The organism is Burkholderia aenigmatica (assembly GCF_902499175.1).
Lineage (GTDB): Bacteria > Pseudomonadota > Gammaproteobacteria > Burkholderiales > Burkholderiaceae > Burkholderia > Burkholderia aenigmatica.
The window spans coordinates 77,440-98,861 of sequence record NZ_CABVQC010000029.1; the positions used below are offsets into that span (position 1 = coordinate 77,440).

18 protein-coding genes are annotated in these 21,422 nt (G+C 67.7%); 3 read left to right on the top strand and 15 right to left on the bottom strand.

The features are described 5' to 3' along the window. Positions 1–51: 51 nt before the first annotated feature. Complete coding sequence (locus tag BDO18943_RS21445; RefSeq protein ID WP_175023940.1) at positions 52–1,773, bottom strand: cobaltochelatase CobT-related protein; 1,722 nt, start codon at positions 1,771–1,773, stop codon at positions 52–54. Further along, the gene (locus BDO18943_RS21450) at positions 1,770–2,762 is read right to left on the bottom strand and encodes an AAA family ATPase (RefSeq protein ID WP_175023941.1); all 993 of its coding nucleotides are present in this window, start codon (positions 2,760–2,762) and stop codon (positions 1,770–1,772) included. Before BDO18943_RS21450 ends, BDO18943_RS21445 begins: the two co-directional genes overlap by 4 nt. A 187-nt stretch (positions 2,763–2,949) precedes the next feature. Here BDO18943_RS21450 and BDO18943_RS21455 point away from each other — a divergent pair, with 187 nt between their 5' ends. Next, positions 2,950–3,702: an IclR family transcriptional regulator gene (locus BDO18943_RS21455; protein WP_175023942.1), complete on the top strand. Its 753-nt coding sequence runs from the start codon at positions 2,950–2,952 to the stop codon at positions 3,700–3,702. Between the two features lie 32 nt (positions 3,703–3,734). Here the strand turns inward: BDO18943_RS21455 and BDO18943_RS21460 are convergent, their stop codons facing one another. The 7 genes from BDO18943_RS21460 to BDO18943_RS21490 form a co-directional block, all read right to left on the bottom strand. Further along, positions 3,735–4,682 carry a dimethyl sulfoxide reductase anchor subunit family protein gene (locus tag BDO18943_RS21460; protein ID WP_175023943.1) on the bottom strand — a complete coding sequence of 316 codons (948 nt, stop codon included), beginning with the start codon at positions 4,680–4,682 and terminating at the stop codon, positions 3,735–3,737. A gap of 39 nt (positions 4,683–4,721) precedes the next feature. Continuing rightward, entirely contained in the window at positions 4,722–5,468 is a 747-nt protein-coding gene (locus tag BDO18943_RS21465; protein ID WP_043179359.1) for a 4Fe-4S dicluster domain-containing protein, read from the bottom strand. Positions 5,469–5,484: 16 nt separating this feature from the next. Continuing rightward, on the bottom strand, positions 5,485–8,421 hold the full coding sequence (locus BDO18943_RS21470; protein WP_175023944.1) for a molybdopterin oxidoreductase family protein: 2,937 nt from the start codon (positions 8,419–8,421) through the stop codon (positions 5,485–5,487). A 224-nt stretch (positions 8,422–8,645) separates the two neighbouring features. Then, positions 8,646–10,067 carry an amino acid permease gene (locus BDO18943_RS21475; protein ID WP_043179361.1) on the bottom strand — a complete coding sequence of 474 codons (1,422 nt, stop codon included), beginning with the start codon at positions 10,065–10,067 and terminating at the stop codon, positions 8,646–8,648. A gap of 178 nt (positions 10,068–10,245) precedes the next feature. Then, on the bottom strand, positions 10,246–11,661 hold the full coding sequence (locus tag BDO18943_RS21480) for an NAD(P)/FAD-dependent oxidoreductase (protein ID WP_175023945.1): 1,416 nt from the start codon (positions 11,659–11,661) through the stop codon (positions 10,246–10,248). A gap of 565 nt (positions 11,662–12,226) precedes the next feature. After that, entirely contained in the window at positions 12,227–13,531 is a 1,305-nt protein-coding gene (locus BDO18943_RS21485; RefSeq protein WP_175023946.1) for an MFS transporter, read from the bottom strand. A 128-nt stretch (positions 13,532–13,659) separates the two neighbouring features. Next, complete coding sequence (locus tag BDO18943_RS21490; RefSeq protein ID WP_175023947.1) at positions 13,660–15,315, bottom strand: GMC family oxidoreductase; 1,656 nt, start codon at positions 15,313–15,315, stop codon at positions 13,660–13,662. A 185-nt stretch (positions 15,316–15,500) separates the two neighbouring features. On the opposite strand from BDO18943_RS21490, the gene BDO18943_RS21495 reads away from it, so the two are divergent. Then, positions 15,501–16,325: an IclR family transcriptional regulator gene (locus BDO18943_RS21495; protein ID WP_175023948.1), complete on the top strand. Its 825-nt coding sequence runs from the start codon at positions 15,501–15,503 to the stop codon at positions 16,323–16,325. A gap of 111 nt (positions 16,326–16,436) precedes the next feature. Here the strand turns inward: BDO18943_RS21495 and BDO18943_RS21500 are convergent, their stop codons facing one another. The 5 genes from BDO18943_RS21500 to BDO18943_RS21520 all read right to left on the bottom strand — a co-directional run bounded on the left by BDO18943_RS21500 (position 16,437) and on the right by BDO18943_RS21520 (position 20,143). Continuing rightward, positions 16,437–16,760: a hypothetical protein gene (locus tag BDO18943_RS21500; protein ID WP_089453280.1), complete on the bottom strand. Its 324-nt coding sequence runs from the start codon at positions 16,758–16,760 to the stop codon at positions 16,437–16,439. Positions 16,761–17,130: 370 nt separating this feature from the next. Continuing rightward, positions 17,131–17,385 carry a hypothetical protein gene (locus tag BDO18943_RS21505; RefSeq protein WP_175023949.1) on the bottom strand — a complete coding sequence of 85 codons (255 nt, stop codon included), beginning with the start codon at positions 17,383–17,385 and terminating at the stop codon, positions 17,131–17,133. 79 nt (positions 17,386–17,464) lie between these two features. Next, positions 17,465–18,487, bottom strand: a complete 1,023-nt coding sequence (locus BDO18943_RS21510) for a DUF2891 domain-containing protein (RefSeq protein WP_175023950.1) — start codon at positions 18,485–18,487, stop codon at positions 17,465–17,467. A 19-nt stretch (positions 18,488–18,506) separates the two neighbouring features. Continuing rightward, positions 18,507–19,457 (bottom strand): DUF979 domain-containing protein, encoded by a 951-nt coding sequence (locus tag BDO18943_RS21515; RefSeq protein ID WP_175023951.1) that lies wholly within the window; start codon positions 19,455–19,457, stop codon positions 18,507–18,509. After that, positions 19,454–20,143: a DUF969 domain-containing protein gene (locus BDO18943_RS21520; protein WP_175023952.1), complete on the bottom strand. Its 690-nt coding sequence runs from the start codon at positions 20,141–20,143 to the stop codon at positions 19,454–19,456. Before BDO18943_RS21520 ends, BDO18943_RS21515 begins: the two co-directional genes overlap by 4 nt. Before the next feature lie 336 nt (positions 20,144–20,479). Between BDO18943_RS21520 and BDO18943_RS21525 the strand changes: the two genes are divergently transcribed. Further along, complete coding sequence (locus BDO18943_RS21525) at positions 20,480–20,704, top strand: hypothetical protein (protein ID WP_011355611.1); 225 nt, start codon at positions 20,480–20,482, stop codon at positions 20,702–20,704. Positions 20,705–20,780: 76 nt separating this feature from the next. Here the strand turns inward: BDO18943_RS21525 and BDO18943_RS21530 are convergent, their stop codons facing one another. Then, positions 20,781–21,209, bottom strand: a complete 429-nt coding sequence (locus BDO18943_RS21530; protein WP_175023953.1) for a hypothetical protein — start codon at positions 21,207–21,209, stop codon at positions 20,781–20,783. Between the last annotated feature and the right edge of the window lie 213 nt (positions 21,210–21,422).

A 21,422-nucleotide genomic window follows, 5' to 3' on the forward strand; every position in this document is an offset into this window, starting at 1 on the left:
GAGTCGACGCGTACACGTTCACCGCGTCCGCGTCGAATGCAGTCGCCCGCTTCACCGCCGCGCGCCGATCCATGCGGCGATCTCGACGAGCCGCTTCATGTCCGGCGCCGACGCAAGATCGATCGCGAGCCGGTGCCGGTAATACGGGCCGAGATCGAGCCCGACGCCGAGCCCGAGCACTTCGACACGGCCCGCCGCTTCCTGGCGCGCGACCACCTGTTTCAGATGGTTGTCGAGATAGAACGGATCGTTCGCGAGCGCCGTCGCGCCGTCCATCGGGCTGCCGTCCGAGATCACGACGAGGATCTTGCGCGCCTCCGGCCGCACCGCGAGCCGCGCGCACGCCCACTCGACCGCTTCGCCGTCCACCCCCTCACGGAACAGATCGGCCTTGAACAGCGCGGCAATGCCCGTGCGCGCATGCCGCCAGCGCGTGTCCGCGTCCTTGAACACCAGATGGCCGGTTTCGTTGAGCCGTCCCGGATGGCGCGGCTTGCCGCGCGCGAGCCAGTCCTGCCGCGCGCGGCCACCATTCCAGGCGAGCGTCGTGAAGCCCAGCACTTCGGTCGCAAGGCCGGCGGCGTCGCCCGCGCGGGCCAGCGTATCGACCATCAGCGCAACGCCGTCGATCCACGTCTTCATCGACCCCGAGCAGTCGATCAGGAACGCGAGCGCGCAGTCGGCATGCGGCCGCACGCGTTCGAGCCGGAACAGCCGCCGTTCGGCCGGCGAGCTGACGAGTTGCGCGAGCCGGCGGCCATCGAGGCGGCCGTGCTCCTCGCCGAACGACCAGCCGTCGGCCTGCGGCACGACGAGCGCCGCGCGCAGCACGCGCGCGAGCCGCGTGACGTTGATCCGCTGCGCGGCGACCTGGCCATCGAGCCGGTCGCGGTACTCGCGCAGCAGGGCCGCGCGGATCTGCGCGGCCGGCCGGAGCTCGCGGTCGTAACGCGTCGTATATGCACGGTAGACGGCATCACTGCCCTGCAGCACGACGCTGTCGCCCGTCTCTACGAGTGCAGGAAGGTCGATGCCTGTATCGTCGAAGTCGACCCAGAGCGAGAAATTCGTCAGTGCGTCGTCCTGCTCTCTCGCGTCTTCCGTCTCCGTTTCCACGACGGCCGCCCGCGCGTCGCGGATCATCGCAGCAATGCGCTTCGCGAGCGCCAGCGCGTGTTCCGCGAATGCGCGCTGATCGTGCCGGCACCGCTTGAGCCCCGCGAGCTGTACGCCGATCTCGGGCACGATCGCCGCGCGCGACGCTTCGATCAGGTCTTCCGTTTCTTCGAGCACCGGCCAGCCCGTCAGCCGCGACCAGGCGATCTGCGCGACCGTGTACACGAGGATCCCGACATGCGTATCGGCCTGCCCCGACCGGTGGAACGCGCGCGACCAAGTTTCGAAGCGATGGCGCAGGTTCTGCACGACACCGCGCATGGCGGATGGCGCCAGCGATTCGCAGCGCAGTTGCTCGAGCATTTCGAACAGCACGCGTTCGACCGGGTCGTCGCCGGACAACACGCGATGCAGGTCGGCATCCGAATGCAGGATGCGTAGCGCAGCACCGTCGGCCGCACCGCGCCACGACGCGAGATCGTCGTCGGCCGCCTGCGCGCGCAGGTGCGGCGCATGGATCGGCAGCGGCCGCAGGTCGCGGCACACGCGGCCCGCACGGTAATGCAGCGCCGCGTCACGCGTCAGCGCGCGCACGGTCGACGCGCCCAGCGCTTCGCGCGCCGATGCGCGGCGCGCGGCGTCCCGATCGGTGCTCACCGCCCCGCTCCCGGCTCGCCGCCGCCGCCGGCACGCGACGCGACCGCCAGCTCCTCGCCAAAGCAGCGCTGGTAATACTCGGCGACGACCGGCCGCTCCGCGTCGTCGCATTTGTTCAGGAACGTGAGCCGGAACGCGAGCGCCGGATCGCGGAAGATCTGGCAGTTCTCGGCCCAGTTGATCACCGTGCGCGGCGACATCAGCGTCGACAGGTCGCCGGTCGCGAAGCCGTTGCGCGTCAGTTCCGCGAGGCTCACCATCGATTCGAGCAGCGGGCGGCCGGCTTCGTCCGCGAGTTCCGGCACGCGCGCGCGCACGATGCCGATCTCCTCGTCGCGCGGCAGGTAGTCGAGCGTCGCGACGACGTTCCAGCGATCCATCTGCGCATGGTTGAGCATCTGCGTGCCGTGATAGAGCCCGTTCAGGTTGCCGAGCCCGACCGTGTTCGCGGTCGCGAACAGCCGGAACGACGGATGCGGGTGGATCACACGGTTCTGGTCGAGCAGCGTGAACTTGCCGTCGCGTTCGAGAATCCGCTGGATCACGAACATCACGTCCGGCCGCCCCGCGTCGTATTCGTCGAAGATCAGCGCGACCGGACGCTGCAGCGCCCACGGCACGATCCCTTCCTGGAATTCGGTCACCTGCACGTCGTCGCGCACGACGATCGCATCCTTGCCGACGAGGTCGAGGCGGCTGATGTGGCCGTCGAGGTTCACGCGCACGCACGGCCAGTTCAGCCGTGCCGCGACCTGCTCGATATGCGTCGACTTGCCGGTGCCGTGCATCCCCTGCACGAGCACGCGGCGATTGCGCGCGAACCCCGCGAGGATCGCGAGCGTGACGTCCGGGTTGAAACGGTACGCGTCGTCGATATCGGGCACGTGATCGTCGCGCGCGCTGAACGCGGGCACCATCAGGTCCGATTCGAACCCGAACCGTTCGCGGACCGACACCATGCAGTCCGGCTTGTTCGCCACCCCATCCATTGCGTTGCGCTCCTGTCGTTGCGTATTGCGCGGACGTCGATCGTCGTGCCCGCGTCAGTCGTGTTTACGGAACGATTCGTTCCGTTGCCGAAAATGCGTGCCGGATTCCATCGATCCCGGCCCCGTGCGGCTAGCCTGCCGGGCCGTTCGGTACAATGGCCGCAGTCCAGTTTCCGGAACGCCTGCCATGCTGCCCGTGGATACGCCCACGCTGCGCGCCTTCGCGCTGCTCGAACATCTCGTCCAGGCCGGCGATGCCGTGTCGCTCGCCGATCTCGCGCGTGATGTCGATATCCCGAAGGCGTCGCTGCACCGGATGCTCGCGTCGCTCGAAGCCGGCGGCCTCGTGATCCGCGAGCCGGGCCGCAAGAACGCGTATGCGATCGGCCCGCGCCTCGCGCGGCTCGGCACCGGCGTGATGCTGCATGCGGGCGCGCGCCGGCTGCGCCACGCGATCCTCGAACGGCTCGTCACCGATCTCGGCGAAACCTGCAACCTGACCGCGCTGCACGACACTGAAGTCGTCTATCTCGACCGCGTCGAGGCCGACTGGCCGTTGCGGCTCGACCTGAAACCCGGCTCGCGCGTGCCCGCGCACTGCAGCGCCAGCGGCAAGCTGCTGCTCGCGCTGCTGCCGCGCGACGAACGCGCCGCGCTGGTGCGCGCGCTGGCACTGCCGCGCTACACCCCGAACACGATCTCGGATCCCGAACTGCTCGAAGCCGAACTCGACCGCACCGCACACAAGGGCGTCGCGATCGACAACGAGGAATTCGTCGCGGGCATCGTGTGCATCGCGGCCCCGATCGTCGGCGACGACGGCGCGTGTATCGCCGCGGTCGCCGTGCATGCGCCCGTGTCGCGCGCCCCGCTGTCGCGACTGCTCGACCACGTGCCGCGCCTGCAGGAAGCGGCTCGCGCGCTCGCGGCAACGTTCTAGTTCCCGCACGGCGTGAACGCGCGCACGCAACGTCACGACGCGCGCTGGTAGTAGATGTTCTGCGGATGCCGCGCATCCGCGAAGAAGAACCAGCGTTCCGCAACCAGCCCCGCATACTGGATCACGAACGCCGCGCCGAGCGCGACGGCCGCCGCGACCGACGTCGGCGCGAGCGCGCCCGCCCCGGTCAGCACGAACGGCACCGCGAATGCGCCGATCAGGAAGCCCGCCTTCACCGCGCGCAGCGTGCCGTTGCCCTGCCCGTGAAAGAACTCCCGCGTATTGAACGCACTGGCGGTGAAGCCGCGCGACTTCTGTTCGACCTTCGCATTGCGGATCCCGGTCGCGCTCTGCACGGTCGACTTCGGCCGCAACCGCGCATTGCGTGCGAGCGACGCGAGCCGTGTGACACAGCCCGCGAGCGTCAGCACGCACGCGGCCACGGCGAGCCGGCCGACCTGCGCCGGCGCGAGCCACGCGGCGCAGGCCGTCGCCAGCGTGCAACCCGACGCGCAACCGAGCAGCACGAAGTTCACGAGCGTCAGTGGGCTCGCCCATTCCTGCAGGAAGCGCAGGCACGCGTAGATCATCGCGGTACACACGAACAGCGCGACGCTCGCGAGCGCGCCCGCCGCGCCGATCAGCAACGTGCCGGGCCAGCCGAACAGGTGTGCCGCGCCATACGCGAATGCGCACGCGAGAAACACCGGCAGTGCGATGCATTCACGCGACAGCCACGACGTGCGCCACATCGCGATCGCGCGCCATGCGCGTTCGGGGTGGCCGAGATGGAAGAACGACGCGAACAGGCCGAGCACGCCGAGCGCGACCGACAGCGCCGCGCCCGTCACGTAGAACGCGGCGGCCACGTCGATGCCGGCCAGCCGCGCGAGCGCCTCGACGATCACGAGCGTCAGCAACAGGCCCTGTGCGGCGCCGCACAGCGTGGTGAGAAAAACGACCGAAAAGGCTGGACGCATGGGGACTCCGTTTTTTCGTATGAGTGAAGGGCTTCGCGCTCAGCGCTGCGTCGCGAGCGACACGAGATTGATGTCGCCACGCGCCGCACGGCCTTCAAACGACTCGTCTTCATCGACACCGACCGACCCGCTGCCACACCCGCCGCTACTCCCGCAACCGCACGACGCTTCGGTCTTCACGCGCGGCAGGTAATGGTTCGACGGCCGCGTGCCCCATTCGGGCATCAGCTGATAACCGCCGCGTTCTCGGATCGCGCGCGACACATCCGACTCGGGATCGTGCACGTCGCCGAACAGCCGCGCCGACGTCGGGCACGCGAGCACGCAGGCCGGTTTCCGGTCGCGTTCGGGCAACGCCTCGTTGTCGATGCGGTCCGCGCACAGCGTGCACTTCGTCATCTCCTTGCGGCCCTCGTCGAGCTCGCGTGCGCCGTACGGGCACGCCCACGCGCAATACTTGCAGCCGATGCACTTGTCGTAGTCGACCAGCACGATGCCGTCCGACTTGCGCTTGTAGCTCGCGCCGGTCGGACAGACAGGCACGCACGGCGGATCCTCGCAGTGCAGGCACGATTTCGGGAAGTGGATCGTGTCGGTCATCGGGAACACGCCCGCTTCGTAGGTTTGCACGCGATTGAAGAACGTGCCGGACGGATCGTCGTCGTACGGGCGCATGTCGGCGAGACTGCCGGCTTCGCCCGACGTGTTCCATTCCTTGCAGCTCGTCACGCAGGCATGGCAGCCGACGCATACGTTCAGGTCGATGACGAGGGCCATCTGGGTCATGGTTGCGCTCCTTCGATCAGCGGTCGTCAGACTGCGGGCCGGCCGACGTCGCGCGCCGCAGCCGCGCGGCGAATGCGCCGGTTCCCGCGAAATACGCCTGCACGCGCTGCAGCACGCGCGGCGTGCCCGGCAGCGCCGGCATCGGCGCGAACTGCGGCAAGGTCGTCGCCGCATCGGCTTCGGCCGGATAGATCCGCACTTGCACGTCGTACCAGCCGGCCTGCCCCGTCACCGGATCGGAATTCGACATGCGTGCGCCGTCGCGCGCCGCATCCGGCAGCTCATCGGTAATCACGTGGTTCAACAGGAAGCCGCGCTGCGACTCGCCCGCTTGCGGCCCGAGGTTCCACGCGCCGGCCGCCTTGCCGATCGCGTTCCACGTCCACACGGTGCCGGGTTCGACCGCCTCGCTGTAGCGCGCGCGGCACCGCACCTTGCCCCACGGCGATTCGACGTAGATCCACGCGCCGTCGTCGATCTGTTGCGCGGCGGCCGTCACGGGGTTCACGAACAGGTGGTTCTCGCCGTGGATCTGCCGCAGCCACGCGTTCTGCGAATCCCACGAGTGATACATCGCCATCGGCCGCTGCGTGATCGCCGCGAGCGGATAGCGGCCCGCATCGGTCAGCCCGCTCTCGAGCGAGCGATGCCAGAACGGCAGCGGATCGAAATAGCGCGCGATGCGCTCGCGCAGATGGTCGGGCGGCTGGCGGCCCGACGTGCGGCCCTGCGCGGCGAGCCGGAATTTCTGCATCACGTCCGAGTAGAGCTGGATCACGATCGGCACGCCGAACTTGCGCATCCCGTTGTCGACCGCCCATTGCATGTACGGGCCATTGCAGTTGCGCATGTACTGCAGCGGCTCCGGCAGCCGGTGGTGATACACGCAGTTGTTCTCCGCGTAGCGCTTCCACTGGTCGGGGTTCGGCTCGCCGACGACGGCCTTGTCGCCGTCCTTGCCACGCCAGCCGATCAGGAAACCGGTGCCCGAATCGGGCGCGGTCTGGAAGTTGACGACGAAATCCGGATAGTCGCGGTACTTGCGCTGCCCGTCCGCGGTCGTGAAGGCGGGAAACTTCAGCCGGCTCGCAAGCTCGATCAGCACCTCCTGGAACGGCTTGCATTCACCGGTCGGCGGCACCACGGGCACGCGCACCGAGTCGACCGGCCCGTCGAATTCGGAGATCGGCCGGTCGAGCACCGACATCACGTCGTGCCGTTCGAGGTAGGTCGTGTCAGGGAGGATCAGGTCGGCGAACGCCGTCATCTCCGACGCAAACGCATCGCATACGACGAGGAACGGAATCCGGTATTCGCCGTCGTCGCGCTTGTCGACCAGCATCTTGCGCACTTCCGTCGTGTTCATCGACGAATTCCACGCCATGTTGGCCATGAAGATCAGCAGCGTGTCGATCGGATAGGGATCGCCGCGCCACGCATTGGTGATCACCGAATGCATCAGCCCGTGCACTGCCAGCGGGTATTCCCACGAGAACGCCTTGTCGAGCCGCGCGGGCGTGCCGTCCGGATGGACGAACAAATCCTCGGGGCCCGCCGGCCAGCCGAGCGGGCCGGTGGCGAGCGGCGTGTTCGGCTTGATCTGCGCCGGGTCGTTCGGCGGTTTCGCCGACGGCGGCACCGCGCGCGGATACGGCGCCTTGTGCCGGAAGCCGCCTGGCCGGTCGATCGTGCCGAGCAGCGACATCAGCACGGCGAGCGCGCGGATCGTCTGGAAGCCGTTCGAATGCGCGGCGAGCCCGCGCATCGCATGGAACGCGATCGGCACGCCCTTCACCGAGGCGTGCTCCTTGCCCCACGAATCGGTCCAGCGCACCGGCAGCTCGATCGTGTGCTCGCGCGCGACCGTCTCCATCTCGCGGGCGAGGCGGCGGATCGTGTCGGCCGCGATGCCGGTGATGTCGGCCGCCCATTCGGGTGTGCACTCGGCCACCTGTTCGCGCAGCAGCGTGAACGACGGCGCGACGGGCGTACCGTCGTCGAGCGTATAGCGGCCGTCGAGCGCAGGCTCCGCGCCGTCCGTGTGATGCAGCACCGCGCGGTTCGTCTTCGTGTCCCACCACATCCGGTTCTGCGGATACAGCGCGTTGACCTCCGGCGCGCCGGCGTCACGCACGAACAGCCCGAACGTGTCGGCACCGTCGCGCTGATCGACCAGCTCGGCCGCGTTCGTGAAACGCGACACGAATTCGAGGTCGAACGCATCGCGCGCGATCAGCTCGTGCATCAGCGCCATGAACAGCGCGCCGTCGGTGCCGGGGCGAATCGGAATCCATTCGTCGGCAATCGCCGCGTAGCCGGTACGCACCGGATTGATCGCGATGAAGCGGCCGCCCGCGCGCTTGAACTTGCCGAGCGCGATCTTCAGCGGATTCGAATGGTGGTCTTCCGCAGTGCCGATCATGAAGAACAGCTTCGCATTGTCGAGATCGGGGCCGCCGAATTCCCAGAACGAGCCGCCGATCGTGTAGATCATCCCGGCCGCCATGTTCGCCGAGCAGAACCCGCCGTGCGCCGCATAGTTCGGCGTACCGAACTGTTTCGCGAACAGGCCGGTGAGCGCCTGCATCTGGTCGCGGCCCGTAAACAGCGCGAAGCGCTTCGGGTCGGTGGCGCGCAGGTGCGCGAGGCGCTTTTCGAGCACGTCGAACGCGACCTCCCACGACACCGGCTCGAACTGCGCGTCGCCGCGCTCGGCGCCCGGCTTGCGCATCAGCGGCTGCGTGAGCCGCGCGGGCGAATACTGCTTCATGATTCCCGACGAACCTTTCGCGCAGATGACGCCCTGGTTCAGCGGATGCGCGGGATTGCCGTCGATGTAGCGCACCTCGCCGTCGCGCAGGTGCACGCGGATGCCGCAGCGGCACGCGCACATGTAGCACGTCGTCGTCTTGATCTCGGCCTGCTCGTCGCGCTCGCGTGCCCGATGTTCCATCGTCTGTCCTCGTTCGCGGATGAGGGTGCGCCCCGCAGGGGCGCACCCGTGAATCGGTTCATCCATGCTATGCCGGCACGCGGCCGACATAAAGTCGCATCCTCTGATCGGTGCTATCAGTCGGCCCGATAGTTGCCCCGGCCATCCATCGGCTCGGGCGAGAAGCCGCATGCGCGAAGGCCCGGCTTGTGGGCCGGGCCTTCGGTGTCATGCGTGCCCGCGCATTACCGCGGCGGATAGGCGAGCAGTTCGCTGTCGTCGAGATGCTCGCGGCGGCTACGGCGCGTCAGCCCGTAGGCGACGACCAGCACGCCCAGGCTGGCGACGCCGAGCCACAGCGGCTTGCGCTGATCCGGGATGAACGCCATCGCGACGAGGATGCCGACCATGCCGACGATCGCAACCCAGGTGAGGTACGGGTATGCCCACATCTTGACGCGCAGCTTGCTGGCGGCCACCGGGTCGAGACGCTTGCGCAGGCGCAGTTGCGAGAACGCGATCAGCACGTACACGAACAGCGCGACGGTGCCGTACGAATTGACGAGGAATGCGAACACGGTATCGGGCGACACGTACGACATCACCACCGACACGTAGCCGAACACCGTGCCGAGCAGGATCGCGCGCACCGGCACCCCGCGCTTGTTGACCTTCGCGAGCGCGGCCGGCGCGTCACCGTGGCGGGTCAGCGCGAACAGCATCCGCGACGCCGCATAGAGCCCCGAGTTGAGCGCGGACAGCACCGCCGTCAGCACGATCGCGTTCATCACGTTGGCAGCGGCCGGCAGGCCCATCACTTCGAGTGCGCTCACATACGGCGTGGCCATCTGATGCGAATTCCACGGTACCAGCGCGACGACGAGGGCCACCGAGCCGACGTAGAACACCAGCACACGCGTGATCACCGAATTGGTGGCCTTCGCGACCGCTTTCGCCGGCTCCTTGGCCTCGGCCGCCGCGATCGTGACGATTTCCGCGCCGAAGTAGAAGCCGGTGGCCGCGACCGCCCCGCTCATCACCGGCCCGATGCCGAGCGGCATGAAGCCGCCGTGGCCGAGCAGCGTCGGCAGCACGGACGTGGTGTGCATCGACGCAGGCCACAGGCCGAGCACGTACAGGCCGCCGAGGAACAGGAACACGACGATCGCGCCGACCTTGATCGACGAGAACCAGAACTCGAACTCGCCGTAGCTGCCGACCGAGATCAGGTTCGTGAGCGTCAGCACGACCAGCAGCGCGAGGCTGATGATCCACGCGGGGGTATCGGGCAGCCAGAACTGGATCAGCTTGGCGCCGGCCACCGCTTCGAGCGCGACGACGATCACCCAGAAATACCAGTACATCCAGCCGGTCAGGAAGCCCGCCATCTTGCCGGGCCCGCGCCAGTTGCCGAACGCGAGCCGCGCGTATTCGTAGAACGAACCGACGGCCGGCATCGCGCAGGCCATCTCGCCGAGCATCCGCATCACGAGCACGACGAGCCCGCCCGTGATCAGGAACGACAGGATCGCGGCCGGCCCGGTCTGCTGAATCACCACACCGCTGCCGACGAACAGCCCGGCACCGATCACGCCGCCAAGCGCAATCATCGTCATGTGGCGCTGCTTGAGCCCACACTTCAGGTCACTCTGGTTCGAGGGTTGCATGTCTTCTCCATATCCAGTTGTCCGGACGCCGCCCGCACGCCACCGTCGGGTGAGCACGGGCGCCGCCGGCGACGGCGCGTGCAGGGGCGCCTGCAGCCCCGGCCGCACGGATTTCTGTTGCTTTTCTTGTGTTGGACGGCCCGGCGCGTTGCATCACGCCGGGCGAGGTGCACATCGTTCAGGGCTTTTCGTCGTTCCTGAAGTACGACAGGTAGAGCATCCGCTGCCCGATGCGCCGGAATGGCGCGAACGGGTGGCCAGGCAGCGGCGACGTGAAGATCGGCAGCGTCTGGCGTGCGCCCTTCCCCGCGATCTGCTCGGCCAGCCGGCGGCCGGCCTGCTGCGAGTACGACACGCCGTTGCCGCCGTAGCCGAGCGCGTAGTACACCGACTGCCGCGGGTCGGGCTGGCACACGCGCGGCATCATGTCGTGGCTGACGTCGACCCAGCCCCACCACGAATAATCGATCTGTACGCCGCGCAGCGCGGGAAACTTGCGCGCCATCCCTTCCTTCAGCAATTCGAAGTGACGCGGATTCGGCGCGTCGTCACCGGTGATTGCGCTGCGGCTGCCGATCTGCAAGCGACGATCGGGCAGGAACCGGTAGTAGAAGCGCAGCGTACGCGTATCGGTCAGCACCTGCGTCGTGCGGAAATTGCACGCGTCGATCTCCGCGTCGGTGAGCGGGCGCGTGACCATCGAGTTCGACAGGATCGGCATCACCTTGCTACGCAGCGACGGATGCAGCGTCTGCGCGGTGTACGCGCCGGTCGCGATGCCGACCGCGCGGGCCCGCACGACGCCGCCCGGCGTGCGCAGGTGATGCACGCCGTCGATCGTCTCGAAGCCGAGCACCGGGCTGCTCGTATGCACCTTCGCGCCGGCTTCGCGCGCGAGGCGCAGGTAGCCGAACGCGAGCTTCAGCGCATGGATGCCGATGCCTTCCGGCTCGTGCAGCGCGCCGGCTGCCTCGTGGTCGTTGATGAATTCGCGGCGGAAGGTTTCCGCGCTCAGCAGTTCCGACGGATAGCCGAACACGTCCTTCCACACCTTCGCCTCGGCCGCGAGCTTCGCCATGATGCGCGGACGATGCGCGATCAGGAAATGGCCGCCCGGCTGCGGATCGCAGTCGATTTCCGACACCAGCGACTTGAAGTTGTCGAAGCCTTCGAGGATCTCGTCGTGCATCTTCAGCGCGACGTCCTTGCCCCAGCGCTCGATCCACTGCGAGCGCGACAGCCGGCCCGACGCGTTCTGCCCCTGCCCGCCGTTGCGGCTGCTGCAGCCCCAGCTCGTGCGGTTGGCTTCGAGCACGACGGCCTTGATGCCGTGGTCCCGAGCAAGGCACAGCGCCGTTGCGAGGCCCGTGTAGCCGGCGCCGATGATCGCGACATCGACATCGAGATCGCGCGTGACGGGGCCGTCGTCGGGCGGCGGGGTGCCGGCCGTCGCGACCCAGTAGGTCGGCGCGTACTGCTTGCCGCACCCGGGCCCCGGCGACACGAGCGGATCGTAGGTCGGGTCGTAACGCGTATCGTTCGACCGGCCGCCGGCGAAGCCGCTCGCGGCACGTTCGATGGAAGGGGTCGACATGGTCAGCCCTCCGACGCGGGCTTGCCTGCCGCGCCGCAACGGGCGCACGAGGCGATTCGATGGACTGATGCGGGGCGCGCGCGCGCCGCGCGGGCCAATGCTGCCGACTGCCTGTTGGTCATGCCTGTCTCCTGATCGTTCTCTTCGGGTCGATCGTGTGCAGATGCTTCAATGCAGCGATCTGTCGAGGAAAGTGTAGGCAGGCCGTTTTTTCGGAGGTAGGGCCAGTGGACCGGATTCGCTTGGACCAGCGCGCGGGACGGCGGGCGGCAGGCAACCGGTGAACGGCAACGGTCGAAAGGGATCAGCGACACGGACCCGACGCAGCCGGACGATCGGAATGCCGAATGGCGGGCAGCCAGCAGACGGCGTCGGTCAACAAGGATCAACGGTGCGGGGGCAACGCCGCCGGACGGCCGGGAAGCCGAACGGCGGGCCACGGCGAGCGACCGGCAGACGGCGTCGGTGAGTGGCAATCAGCGGCGCAGGCATGACCCCGCAAGAAGATCAGGGCGCCGATACGGCCCCACGCCACGCCGCCCCACCCGATCCGCCCCGCCCGCCGTCACATCGCGCGCACCACGACGCCGTCCATCCCGCCGCGCTTCTCGATCGCCCGCGCGGACACGATCGACAGGAGTGCAGACAACATCACGTAAACCCCGACGAGCCACGGCGCTCCGCCGTTCACGCGCAGCAATGCGGTCGCGACGATCGGCGTGAGGCCGCTCGCGAAGATGCCCGACACCTGGTAGACGAACGAGATGCCCGTGTAACGCACGTTCGCGTCGAACAGTTCCGCGAACAGCGCGGCCTCCGGCCCGTACGCCATCGCGTAGAAGATCCCGAACGGGATCACCAGCGCGAGCCACACGGCGAGCAGGTTGGTCGACTGCGTCTGCAGCAGCCAGAACGCGGGCAACACCGACAGCCCGCACAGTGTCGCGCCCCACCGGTACACGCGCGCGCGGCCGAGCCGGTCCGACAGGCTGCCGAACACGGGGATGAACACGCACATCACGACTGCCGCGCTCATCACGCCGAGCAGCGCGTCGCCACGCGAGATCGACAGGTTGCGTGTCATGTAGCCGATCGAGAACACCGCGAACACGTTGAAGAACACGCCGTCGATATAGCGTGCGCCCATCCCGAGCAAGATCGCCTGCCGATAATTCGCAAGCAGTTCGACGACCGGCAGCTTCGTATCGCGCCGCTGGCGCTTGAGCGCGACGAACTCGGGCGTATCGGCCACGCGCGTGCGGATGTAGAAGCCGACCGCAACCAGCAACAGCGACGCCGCGAACGCGACGCGCCAGCCCCACGCGAGAAATGCGGCGTCCGGCAACGCACGCGACAGTGCCGCGACTATACCGGCCGCGAGGCACAGTCCGATCGCGAGCCCGATCTGCGGCAGGCTCGCATACAGCCCGCGCCGGTGCGGCGGTGCGTACTCGTAGGCCATCAGCACCGCGCCGCCCCACTCGCCGCCGAGGCCGATGCCCTGCAGCACGCGCAGCGTCAGCAGCAGCACCGGCGCCCACATGCCGATCTGCGCATAGGTCGGCAGGAACGCAACGCCGGCCGTCGACACGCCCATGATCAGCATCGTCAGGATCAGCGCGGACTTGCGCCCGACGCGGTCGCCGAGATGGCCGAACAGCAAGCCGCCGAGCGGCCGCGTGACGAAGCCGACCGCGAACGTCGCATACGCGAGCATCGTCGACACGAACGCGTCGCCGGACGGAAAGTACTGCTTGTCGAACACGATGCCGGCGACCACGCCGTACAGGAAAAAGTCGTACCACTCGACGGTCGCGCCGATCACGCTGGCCGCGGCCACGCGTCGGACGACCCGGGAATCGATTGCCATGCGAGCTTCTCCAGGTAAGGATGCGCCGCAACCTGCCCCGGCGCCGTGCCGGCGGGGGCATCGATAAACGCGCGGCGGCCGTCCGGGCGCAGGAGCACGGGCCACGCGGGGGGATGCGTGGCGAGGCCCTACGCGAGCGCCTCGGCGGCCGATGCGATGCTATGACCGCGATCGGCCGCGCGCGCGTCTTCGAGGATCATGTCGGACGCCTTCTCGGCGACCATCACGATCGGCACGTTGGTATTGCCCGATACGAGGGTCGGCATGATCGAACAGTCGACCACGCGCAGCCCGCGCGTGCCGTACACGCGCAGCCGCTCGTCGACGACCGCGAGCGGATCGCTCGCGACGCCCATTTTCGCGGTGCCGGACGGATGGAAGATCGTCTGCCCGTACTCGCGGCAGAACTCGAGCAGTTCGTCGTCCGTCTGCGCGTCCGCGCCCGGCCGCACCTCGCGCTTCATCAGCGGCGCCATCGGCTCGGTGGCCGCGACGCGTCGCGCGAAGCGCACGCCGGCCACCGTCGTGCGGCGGTCGCACTCGGTGTCGAGATAGTTCGGCTGGATCGACGGTGCATCGCGTGCATCGTCGGTGCGGATGCGCACGGTGCCGCGCGATTCCGGGCGCAGCTGGCAGATCGAATACGTGCAGCCGGGAAACGGGTGCACGCTGCCGCCCGCCGAATCGGCCGACAGCGTCGAGAAATGGAACTGGATGTCGGGCGTCGCCGATTCGTCCGGCAGCGCACGACAGAACATGCCGCCCTGGTTGATGCCGATCGCGAGCGGGCCGCCGCGGAACAGCGCCCATTGCAGCCCCATCTTCGCGCGGCCGACCCATGAATGCAGTTCGTCGTTGGTCGTGATCGGCTTCGTCACTTCGTAGATCAGACGAATCTGCAGATGATCCTGCAGGTTCTCGCCGACGCCCGCGCGATCGGCGACGACCGGAATCCCGTGCCGGTTCAGCAGCGCGGCCGGCCCGACGCCCGACACCTGCAGCAGTTGCGGCGACTGCAGCGCGCCGGCCGCGAGGATCACCTCGCGCAACGCGCGCACCTCGCACACCTTGCCGTGCTGCACGTAGCGCACGCCGGACGCCTGCGTGCCGTCGAACAGCACCTTCAGCGCCTGCGCATCGGTTGCGACATGCAGGTTCGGCCGCCCGCGCGCAGGCTTCAGGTAGGCCACCGCCGTCGAGCAGCGCAGCCCGTTGCGCGTGGTGAGCTGGTAATAGCCGACGCCTTCCTGGTCGCCCGTGTTGAAATCGTCCACCGTACGCACGCCGAGCTTGTTCGACGCGGCGACGAACGCATCGACGAGTTCGTGCCGCTGCCGGATAGCAGACGCCCACAACGGGCCGCCGGTGCCGCGCGTCGGCCCTTCTCCGAGCGTGTTGTGTTCGAGCTTGCGGAAATACGGCAAACAGTCGCGCCAGCTCCAGCCGCGATTGCCGAGCGCGGCCCAGTGGTCGTAGTCCTGCTGCTGCCCGCGCACGTAGATCAGCCCGTTGATCGAACTACAGCCACCGAGCGTACGGCCGCGCGGCCAGTACAGGCGGCGGTTGTGCATGTTCGGATCGGGATCGGTGTGGAAGCCCCAGTTGTACACGGGGTGGAACATCGTCTTGCCGTACCCGATCGGCACATGGATCCACATGTAGTTGTCGGCGGGGCCGGCTTCCAGCAGGCACACCGTGTGACGTCCGCCGTCGGACAGCCGGTTGGCGAGGACGCAACCGGCCGATCCTGCGCCGACCACGACATAGTCGAAGCTGCGTGTCATTCGTGTCTCCGTTCCGGGGTATTTGAAAAATCCGGTATGTTTCGTCCAAATTTATGGAGCACACGGAACACATACAAGTCGATTTATTGTCCACACCGCGAATGTGGTACAAAAACCGTTCAATTCGTTTCATTTCCATCGCACAACCATCCCGGGACGCACGCCGATCCCGACGGAGGAGACACATGCGCGAAACCGCCCCCGCGCCGCCCGACGGCGCGCCCGCCGACGACGCGCGCGTGCTGCGCGCCCTCGCGGTACTCGAAGCGCTCGCGTCGGCCGGCCAGCCGTACACGCTGTCGCAACTCGCCGCGCGGCTGCACATTCCAAAGGCGACGCTGCTGCGGCTGATCGAATCGCTCGAAACACGCGGCTACGTGATCCACATGCCCGACTCGCGCGGGCACGACCGCGGCATCGCGCTCGGCCCGCGCGCCGCGCAGTTCGCGCTCGCGGCGCTGTCGAACAACACGTTCACACGCGGCTGCCGCTCGGTGCTGCGTTCGCTCGTCGACGTGCTCGGCGAGACCTGCAACCTCACCGCGCTCGACGGCGACACGGTGCTGTATGTGGAGCGCATGGAGACGACCGAGCCGCTGCGGCTCGAGATGCGGCCCGGCATGCGCGTGCCGCTGCATTGCACGGCGAGCGGCAAGCTGTTCCTGTCGCAGATGAATGCGCTGGAGCGCAACGCGATGCTCACGCGGCTCACGCTGAAGAAGATGACCTACCGGACGCTGACCGATGCGCAGTTGCTCGCGGCCGAACTCGACCGGCTCGCGGCGCGCGGCGTCGGGATCGACAACGAGGAATTCGTGCGCGGGATGGTGGCTGTTGCGGTGCCGGTGAAGGATGCCGCGAGTGGTCGCGTGCTCGCGGCGCTTGCCGTGCATGCGCCGACCGCGCGGGCGACGCTCAGCGACCTGCTGGAGAACGTGCCGAAGATGCGGGAAGCGGCGACGCGGCTCGCGCCGCTGCTGAATGCGGCTGAGGGCGCGCCACCGGGTTGACGAGGCTGCGCGCGGTCATGCGGTCATGCGGTCATGCGGTCATGCAGTCATGCAGTCATGCAGTCATGCAGTCATGCAGTCATGCAGTCATGCAGTCATGCAGTCATGCAGTCATGCAAGGTGATAACGCAGCCAGAAGGTTTCGCGGCATGCGTTGTCGAACGTCATCCTCGTCGGACCGATTGGCTGCGCATCGGGATGGCGAAGCACGTCGTAGTCGATCCAGCATTCGGCACACAGCAGATCGGACGGCGCGCGGTCCTGCTCGACCGAGCGGCGCACGATCGCACCGTTGTCGAAGCGGTATTCGGTTTCGTCGCGCGTGACCTCGACGTCGTCGTCGGTCCAGCGGTCGTGCGACGTCGCGTGAGACACGATCGACACCGGGCCCGCGAGCCCGTGGATCGCGGCAACGTAGGAAATGAGCTTGTCCATGGCGAGGCGGCGAACGAATGGATGGCCGCCTCGCACAATACGCATGGAACGAGGCAACCCGAGCGCCGAGTATAGCCGCGCGCCGAAGACCTTGCCGCCGGCGGGGTTTCGCGCGACGCCTCCCGCACCAGCGACGCGAACGTCGCGAGCCAGTGCTTGCTCGCGCAACCACGCCCGTGGCATCGCGCTCGGCCCGCGCGCGACGCTCAGCGATTGGCGGGAGAACGTACCGACGATGCGGGAAGCGGCGACGCGGTTCGCGCCAGGAAATGGGTTATGCGGACAACACCCCGCTCATGCCTGATCCGTGAGCAGCATGTCTCGGCACATCCGCTTCCCGGTTCGGCAACGAGTCGCTCAGCCCCGCTATTCACTCGGCATCGCGCAAATACGATCGCAACATTTCAACGAGTTCATCCCGTGAATAGTGAAACTCGTCCCCTGCACTCATTCCTCCAATCGTATCGAGCAAGGTGTCGAGCCGTCGGTCACGGTACCGATACGCCCGGGCATCGAGCGCTTCGGTGTACACATATCGCGCGCACCCGTCCGGGTCATAGGGTTGCGTTTCGATGAACGTCATGATTGCCGTCACCCATGCCCGTTTTTCGTCACGTTGATCCATCGTCCGCTCCTGCATGCACCCTCCATCGCTCGGCTGCCGCGACAGGCGGAAAACCCGTCATGTCGCGGCACCCGCCGCGCTACGCCTCCAGCGCGAGCACCGCGAACGTTGCGAGCCAGTGCTCGCCCATGTAGTCGCCGGCCACGTGCGCGAGCGCGCTCGCGAGATGCCGGTCGGCCGCATCGAGCAGCTTCGCGCGTCGCGCATCGCCTTCCGGCAGCGCGCCGGCCAGCGCACGCTGGCACCACGCGCGGCTCAGGTTGAGCCCGTCGAGGTGCGCGATCTTGCCGTCACTGCGATCGCTGACCGTCGCCGGCTCGAACAGCGTCGCCGGCTCGCCGCGCGCGAGATCGGGCAGGAAGCGTGCGAACCAGCCGTCGAATTCGGCGGCCGGCAGCACGCGCCGCATCAGTTCCGCTTCCATCAACGCGGGCGACAGGAATTCGTCGCCCGACGGCTCCCACGCCTGGCATGCGACATCGTTCAGGTGCCAGCGCTTCGCGGTATCGACGATCAGCGCCGCGAGCCCGTCGCGCTGCGTGTCGCGCGCGAAATCGAGCGCGAGCGCCAGCGCGAACGCGGTGTTGAAGTGCGTGCCGACGCGCAGCGGATAGGTCGCTTTCGGCAGGAAGGTTTCGAAGCGCGCCACGAACAGGTCGGTAAGCGGCGCCATCGTCTTCGCCCAGCGCGCAGCCTGCGGCAGCGCGCCCTTCAGCGCGAGCCGCTCGAGTTGCGCGGAGAGCGCGAGCAGCCACGCCCAGCCGTACGGCCGCTCGAAGCCGCTGTTGTGCGGCAGCGCGAGATACGCGCGCTCGCCGGCGACGTTCGCATCGGTGAAATGCGCATCGACGATCGCGATGATGCGTTCGGCCTCGGGCAAGGCCGGGTAGCGTTCGAGCACGCGCAGCACGAGCCAGTAGCCGTGCACGCACGAGTGCCAGTCGTAGCTGCCGTAGAAAATCGGGTGCAGCGCGCGCGGCCCCTGCACGTCGTGCGGCCCTTCGAGCGAATGCGTGAGCTTGTTCGGATATTCGCGGGTCAGGTGCGCGAGCGCGAGCGACGCGAATGTCGAGGCGAGTTCGGGCGTGAGTCGGTCGGTCATGGGCATCTCGTCCTTCGAGTCAGAAGCGGAATACGAACGCGTACATCAGCAGCGTGTTCACGGCGAGCAACAGTACGGCCGTCGGCCACTGCGCCTTGATCACGCCGTTCTTGTCCTTCAGTTCGAGCAGCGCCGCCGGCACGATGTTGAAGTTCGCGGCCATCGGCGTCATCAGCGTACCGCAGAAACCGCTCAGCATCCCGATCGCGCCGACGATCGCCGGGTTGCCGTGGAACTGGTGGACGATCAGCGGCAGGCCGATGCCGGCCGTCATCACGGGGAACGCGGCGAAGCCGTTGCCCATGATCATCGTGAACAGCGCCATGCCGACCGTGTAGGCCGCGACCACCGCGAACGGCGAATCGATCGGCACCCACTCCTTCACGAGCCCCGACACCACGCCGCCGACGCCCGCGACCGCGAACAGCGCGCCGAGCGCCGCGAGCATCTGCGGCAGGATCGCGGCCCAGCCGACCGCGTCCATCGTGTGGCGTGCCTCCTTCACCGCATGCACCGGCGAATCGCGCAGCATCGCGAGCGCGACGGCGAACGCGACGAGCGTGCCGAGCACGAGCGAGATCAGCGTCACGCTTTTCTGGTCGACGAACGGGACAAGCTTCAACGCGAACGTGCCGATCAGCGTGACGACCGGAATCAGCAGCGCGGGCAGGAACAGCGTGTTGCCGAAACGCTGCGCGAGCGTTTCGCGCCGCACGGCCGCGGCCTCCCCGGCTTCATCGGACTTGCCGCGCCCGAGCTTGCCCGAACCGGCAATGACCGCGAGCGCGATCGCGAGGCAGCCCGTCACGAAATGCGGCAGCAGCGCGCCGAACAGGAACGTGACCGCGTAGATCATCCAGAACGCGAAATTGACGATGCGACGCGGGTTCGTGCGGTCGGTCAGGTTGAAGCATGCGAACGCGGCGAACATCAGCCCCGCGAGCGTGTACAGCGATTCGAGGCCGATCATCGCGCGCCCTCCTGCGCGAGCAGGCCGAAGCCGCGCGCCAGCCGGCGGTCGAGCAGCGCGAGGCGCGCGCAGTGGATCAGCAGCGCGGCGATCGCGGTCGGGATCGCCCACACCGACAGATGCAGCGGCTCGATGGAGATCCCGTTCTGTTCGAGAAAGCCCTTGATCAGCAGGATCGACTGGATCGCGATGAAGATGTCCTCGCCGAAGAACACGGCGACGTTGTCGGCAGCCGACGCATGCGCGCGGATCTGCTGGCGCACCGACTCGGGCAGCTCGCCGTGCCGGTTGACGGCGGCGGCCTCGGCCATCGGCGCGATCAGCGGCCGCACCATCTGCGCATGCCCGCCGAGCGACGTGAGGCCGAGCGCGGCGGTCGCCTGGCGCAGCACGAAATACAGCATCAGCACGCGGCCCGTGGTGGCCGCCTGCACGCGCGAGATCATCCGCTTCGCCTGCTCCTTGAGCCCGTTGCGCTCGAGCAGCGCGATCACCGGCAGCGTCAGCCAGATGAGCCCCATGTAGCGGTTTTCGGTGAACGCCTTGCCGAACGCGCTGACGATGTCGACCAGATTCAACCCGCCCGCCAGCCCCGTCGCGAGCCCCGCGATCGTGACCACCAGCAGCGCATTGAAGCGCAGCGCAAAACCGATCACGACGATCGGCACCCCAATCAGCACCAGCATTGCTCCTCCTTGTAGCGGACGCGCGGCGCCGTGGCAACGCGCCGCCTGCCCGGTTTCGACCGGGCTCGGACGGCGCAATCTAACACGAGACTTTATCGACAAAAAGTCGACAATTTGCTGCTTCGGGTAAACGTTGAAGCGTGCGGATACCGTGCCCGGGCCATGTGTCGCCGGTGTTTCATCCGAGGAAACGGTGGTCGGCCGGCCGGCACGGGCGCGCAGGTCGCGGCTCGCCCGTACGCGTTCCGGGGCAGCGTGCGGCGGCCCGCCGCGCGTGGCGGAGCCCCGGTGCGCCGACTAAACTGGAAAGCATCGGCAACGGACGGGAGAGCCGCCATGATTGACGTATTCCAGACCATCGGCAGCCGCGCGTTCTCCGCTCATCTGGCGAAGGACGGGATGGTGACGCTGATGGAGCAACGCCATGAGGTCGATCGCGTGACGCTCGCGACCGCGTATGCCGCGCTCGTCGAGGAGTCCGAGCAGGAAACCGACCTGCTCGACGCGACGGTCGAAGGGATGATGCGCGCGCTGATCCAGGGGTACGCGCGCAGCCATTGACGGCGCGGCCGCGCACCGGGTGCGCGGCCGGTTTTCGCCCGCGCCCGTTGAAGTTGACGACGGGCTTGCGCTGGCGCTACGCGGCCGGCGTGCCGGCGCCCATGTCGAACCACCGGCCCGCGCGCAGTTGCCGGTAGTCGGCCTGCGTGAAGATCCTCAGCAGGTTCGCGACGGCACCGTTGCTGGCGCGGTCGAGTTCCGTCATGAAGGCTTCGACGTCGTCGCGCCCGGCAAACAGGATCGTGCCGAAATAGCGTTCGCGTTCCGTGTCGGACAGGTTCGTTGCGCTCAGCTGGTACGGATGGTGAAGCGCCGCGAACAGGAAGTAAAAGCGCTCGGCGTCGTCACTCAGCACGCGCACCGCGTCGGGATCGACCGGAAAATCGCGGTAGAACGACGCGTGTCCGCTCTCGATGTAGATCCGGTACAGCAACCCGCCGTCGCGCTCGATCACGATCGGCGCGTGCGGGTCGCGGCTGACGAGTATGGTGTCGGGCGCAGTCATCGCGAACGCCACGCGATGCGGTTGCCCGCCCCCATCCGGATTGCCTGCCATCGTCCGTCCGTGAAAGCCATCTGTAGTGATTCTCCGTCTGCCGGAAAAAGTGCTGCGTGACGCTGCCGGTCGCACGCCAGCCGATGCTAGTGTAGCGTTCGATTCTTGATTGAACGTAAATGAATCGCCTGCCTCCAACGTCTACTTTGGTTTGCATTGGAG

What these genes read in the sequence shown, in the direction of transcription:
- BDO18943_RS21475 (WP_043179361.1), bottom strand. Translation starts at nt 10,067, where the DNA reads ATGCAACCCTCGAACCAGAGTGACCTGAAGTGTGGGCTCAAGCAGCGC.
- BDO18943_RS21480 (WP_175023945.1), bottom strand. Translation starts at nt 11,661, where the DNA reads ATGTCGACCCCTTCCATCGAACGTGCCGCGAGCGGCTTCGCCGGCGGC.
- BDO18943_RS21485 (WP_175023946.1), bottom strand. Translation starts at nt 13,531, where the DNA reads ATGGCAATCGATTCCCGGGTCGTCCGACGCGTGGCCGCGGCCAGCGTG.
- BDO18943_RS21450 (WP_175023941.1), bottom strand. Translation starts at nt 2,762, where the DNA reads ATGGATGGGGTGGCGAACAAGCCGGACTGCATGGTGTCGGTCCGCGAA.
- BDO18943_RS21500 (WP_089453280.1), bottom strand. Translation starts at nt 16,760, where the DNA reads ATGGACAAGCTCATTTCCTACGTTGCCGCGATCCACGGGCTCGCGGGC.
- BDO18943_RS21470 (WP_175023944.1), bottom strand. Translation starts at nt 8,421, where the DNA reads ATGGAACATCGGGCACGCGAGCGCGACGAGCAGGCCGAGATCAAGACG.
- BDO18943_RS21525 (WP_011355611.1), top strand. Translation starts at nt 20,480, where the DNA reads ATGATTGACGTATTCCAGACCATCGGCAGCCGCGCGTTCTCCGCTCAT.
- BDO18943_RS21515 (WP_175023951.1), bottom strand. Translation starts at nt 19,457, where the DNA reads ATGATCGGCCTCGAATCGCTGTACACGCTCGCGGGGCTGATGTTCGCC.
- BDO18943_RS21510 (WP_175023950.1), bottom strand. Translation starts at nt 18,487, where the DNA reads ATGACCGACCGACTCACGCCCGAACTCGCCTCGACATTCGCGTCGCTC.
- BDO18943_RS21490 (WP_175023947.1), bottom strand. Translation starts at nt 15,315, where the DNA reads ATGACACGCAGCTTCGACTATGTCGTGGTCGGCGCAGGATCGGCCGGT.
- BDO18943_RS21505 (WP_175023949.1), bottom strand. Translation starts at nt 17,385, where the DNA reads ATGGATCAACGTGACGAAAAACGGGCATGGGTGACGGCAATCATGACG.
- BDO18943_RS21460 (WP_175023943.1), bottom strand. Translation starts at nt 4,682, where the DNA reads ATGCGTCCAGCCTTTTCGGTCGTTTTTCTCACCACGCTGTGCGGCGCC.
- BDO18943_RS21530 (WP_175023953.1), bottom strand. Translation starts at nt 21,209, where the DNA reads ATGACTGCGCCCGACACCATACTCGTCAGCCGCGACCCGCACGCGCCG.
- BDO18943_RS21520 (WP_175023952.1), bottom strand. Translation starts at nt 20,143, where the DNA reads ATGCTGGTGCTGATTGGGGTGCCGATCGTCGTGATCGGTTTTGCGCTG.
- BDO18943_RS21465 (WP_043179359.1), bottom strand. Translation starts at nt 5,468, where the DNA reads ATGACCCAGATGGCCCTCGTCATCGACCTGAACGTATGCGTCGGCTGC.
- BDO18943_RS21495 (WP_175023948.1), top strand. Translation starts at nt 15,501, where the DNA reads ATGCGCGAAACCGCCCCCGCGCCGCCCGACGGCGCGCCCGCCGACGAC.
- BDO18943_RS21455 (WP_175023942.1), top strand. Translation starts at nt 2,950, where the DNA reads ATGCTGCCCGTGGATACGCCCACGCTGCGCGCCTTCGCGCTGCTCGAA.